We start from the raw sequence: 2,887 nt of genomic DNA on the forward strand, positions 1-2,887 counted from the left end.
AAAACCGGCAATTATCCGTGCGCGGACCACGCTTGCCCTTGGTGCCACCCGGCACAAACCCTTGATCCGCTCCCACTGATCATCCGAAGCGCATCGTAATCCATCGCTGACCTCCAAAAAATCAGCGTTGAATCTGATTTGCCCCTCCGTGGAAACCCCAAAACCGTTAAATCGTCACTACAGCCTAGAACTCATCTAAATTATTGTTGTTGTATGGGAATTTGAAAGCACCTATGGCTCGGCCGCTGGAAGCGGCGGGGCGCATCCAGCATTCTGGCAGCCTTGGTTTCTCGCGAACGCATCGGCATTATGACGGAGATTGCGGTTTTCATAGTCGACCGGGATCGCGGAGTTCAGCGCCACGGACTGGATTTCGTCGGAGCGGAATTCGCTTGCTTCGTTGCCTGGCGTGGGTCGTCCGCCGCGAGGCATTCATGATCTGGGATATTCAGAATCTATTCCGGCGGCATGCGCGCGAGATCGATCGCTTCCTGCGCCGCCGTGGCCATAATCCGGACACCGCCGCCGATTTGACCCAGGACGCCTTTGTTCGCCTGTTGACCGCAACGCCGAGCAGCAGTGACGATAATCCACGGGCCTATTTGCACCGGGTGGCGCACAATCTCTCCGTAGACCTCATGCGCCGCGAGCGCAGGATATTGAACGTCTATCTTCCGGACGAGGAAATGCGGCAGGTCGCGGACACCGCGCCGTTGCCGGAAGCCTTCGTCTATGATCGCCAGCGCTTGCAGATCGTCGACAAGGCGATGCTGGAGTTGCCGGAGAAAACCCGCCGGGCCTTCGAGATGCATCGGATGGGCGAGAAGACCATGGCGGAGGTCGCTGTCGAGCTTGGGCTCTCCACGTCGCGGACATGGACGCTGATCCGCCGCGCCTACCGGCATCTTCGCGAACGCCTGAACGACGACGCGATTTAGGACGACGGGAGAAAATCCCTCTCCTGAATTCGTTCCAGATAATGTAGAGCGGATTTGGCTCGTCGGTATCGTTCTCGAGCGAAAACAAAACCAGGAGCTTGCCTTCTGATTTCATCAGAAGCGAAGCTCCTGGCGACGGCGTGAGTGGACTTGCAGCCGCATGACGAAACAGGCCTCACAGGACGACAAGCTGTTCGAGGAAGCGCTCGATCTCATCATTCGCTTGCAGGGCGACCCGGCGAACCCGGTCGCGCGCGAGCTGGTGCAGCGCTGGCGGGCCCGGGGGCCGGAATATGAGGCGGTGTGGTCCGAAGTCGCGGAGATCCACGGCATGGCGGGCCAGGTGCTCGAGGATCGCCGCAAGGCCGCGCAGGAGACAAACGTGGTGTCGCGGCGCACCGTCATCACGGGTGGCATCGCCGGCCTTGCCGTGCTTGGAGCGGGCGCGCTTTATGGGCCGGATGTTCTCGTTCGTCTCCGGGCGGATTACACAACCGCGACGGCGGAGGTGCGCAACGTCGTCCTGTCGGACGGCACCGTCGTCACGCTCGGCCCCGACAGCGCGATCCAGACGGACTTCATGCCGTCGCTGAGGCGGGTCCGGCTTTTGTCCGGAATGGCGTTCTTCGATGTGGCGAAGGATAGCGCGCGGCCGTTTCAGGCGACGGTGGACGATATGACGGCCACGGCGCTAGGCACGGCGTTCGATGTGAGCAGCGATGCCGGGTTTATCAGCGTGTCGGTTCATGATGGCCTCGTCGAGGTTGCGGCCCCGGATTCGCCTCTCGCGCTCGGCGAGAGGCTCGCGCAGGGCCAGTGGCTTGCACTGGACGCGAAGACTCACGCGGTCGAGCGCGGTCACCGTGAGAGAGGCCAGATCGCGGCGTGGCGTGACGGCCTCATCGTCTCCGAGCGCGACACGATTTCGTCCGTTGTGGCCAGGATCGCGCGCTGGCAGCCCGGCCGTATCGTGTTTGCGGATCCGCGCTTCGGCGCGGAGCGGATCAGCGGCGTGTTCGATCTCCACGATCCGATCACCGCGCTTGAAGCTGTCGTTCATCCCTATGGCGGCAGAGTTCGTCAGCTCTCGTCCTGGCTGACCATCATTTCTCCGATCTAAAAAACAGATCAGGGGAGAAAATCCGGAAGCCCCGGTCGTTTCACCTCATGAGGCCGCCGTTGATTGAGCGTCGGCCTCTTGGGAAACGACGGCAAGGGGCGTCATGATGCGGCTTAATGACAACAGCGGCGTGTTGCGGCGGTTGAGGGCAAATTACCTGCGTGCGGTATTGGCGGCGGGCACAGCCTGCGTCGGGCTCGCGATGGCGGGCATGGCTGAGCAGGCCACGGCACAAACCGCGCAAGCAACGTCGTTCGATATTCCGCCCGGCCCGTTGTCCGGCGCGCTTGCCGCATTCGGGCGGCAGGCCGGCCTGCAGATTACCTACCTGCCCGAGATCGCTTCCGGCAAACGGTCTTCCGGCGTTTCTGGCCATATCGGGGCCGGTCAGGCGCTCGCCCGGCTCCTGCAAGGTTCAGGATTGACCTGGCGCTTCACCAACGCGCGAACCGTCGCCATCGAGCGCCCCGGCGCGGCAACTTCCGGCGGCGCGGCGCCCGCCGGCGCGATCGCGCTGGATACGATTGATGTGGAGGGAGTGCCGTCGAGCGATCCCGGCAGGACCGAAGGAATCAACTCCTACAAGCCGGGCGTGACCGCGACGGCGACGAAGTTTCAACTCACCCCGCGCGAGACTCCGCAGACCGTCACCGTGGTGACGAACCAGCAGATGCGGGACTTCAACATGACTTCCGTCGATGACGCGCTGAAGACGGTCAGCGGCGTGTTCGTGCAGGAACGGGGTGAGAACGGCGCCTCCTACTACAGCCGGGGCTTCGACATGCAATCCCAGTTCGATGGCGTGCCCAACCCGATCGGGATCAGCACT

At 62.6% G+C, this 2,887-nt stretch carries 3 protein-coding genes; all 3 read left to right on the top strand.

Annotated features, from left to right (window positions below):
- Positions 1-434: 434 nt before the first annotated feature.
- Positions 435-938: an RNA polymerase sigma factor gene (locus NWI01_RS18465; RefSeq protein WP_141385398.1), complete on the top strand. Its 504-nt coding sequence runs from the start codon at positions 435-437 to the stop codon at positions 936-938.
- Positions 939-1,098: 160 nt separating this feature from the next.
- Positions 1,099-2,058, top strand: a complete 960-nt coding sequence (locus tag NWI01_RS18470) for a FecR family protein (protein WP_141385399.1) — start codon at positions 1,099-1,101, stop codon at positions 2,056-2,058.
- A gap of 103 nt (positions 2,059-2,161) precedes the next feature.
- Positions 2,162-2,887 (top strand): STN domain-containing protein (locus tag NWI01_RS18475; protein ID WP_141385400.1); only part of this gene is annotated, 726 nt, incomplete at its 3' end.

Origin of the sequence: Nitrobacter winogradskyi (genome assembly GCF_006539545.1) — a bacterium.
Taxonomy (GTDB): domain Bacteria; phylum Pseudomonadota; class Alphaproteobacteria; order Rhizobiales; family Xanthobacteraceae; genus Nitrobacter; species Nitrobacter winogradskyi_A.